The organism is Paraburkholderia sp. BR10872, from assembly GCF_040965835.1.
Classification (GTDB): domain Bacteria; phylum Pseudomonadota; class Gammaproteobacteria; order Burkholderiales; family Burkholderiaceae; genus Paraburkholderia; species Paraburkholderia nodosa_A.
Window position 1 is genome coordinate 1 of sequence record NZ_JBFRCN010000184.1, and the last position, 258, is coordinate 258.

At 61.6% G+C, this 258-nt stretch carries 1 protein-coding gene; it reads right to left on the reverse strand.

Going from position 1 to position 258, the window contains the following annotated elements; genetic code table 11:
* A partial coding sequence (locus AB4Y43_RS40600) for a radical SAM protein (RefSeq protein WP_368730306.1) occupies positions 1-258 on the reverse strand: 258 nt, incomplete at both ends.

Here is a 258-nt window from a genome sequence, read left to right on the forward strand (position 1 = left end):
GACCGATGGCGATCGCTTCGGCGCGCGGCAGGTCGTCGGTGAAGGTGTCGTCGTCGAACATGAGCTCCTTGACTTCCGGCATGTTCTCGCGGATCCACTTCGCTTCCTCGAGCACGTTCTCGACCGAACGTGTGCGGTAGACGTGGCCGCTCACGGTCTGCGGCCACAGGCAGAACGTGCAGCGCGACTTGCAGCCCCGGCCCGTGTAGATCGACACGTACGGGTAGTTCAGGTAGCCGATGAAGTAATTCTCGATCT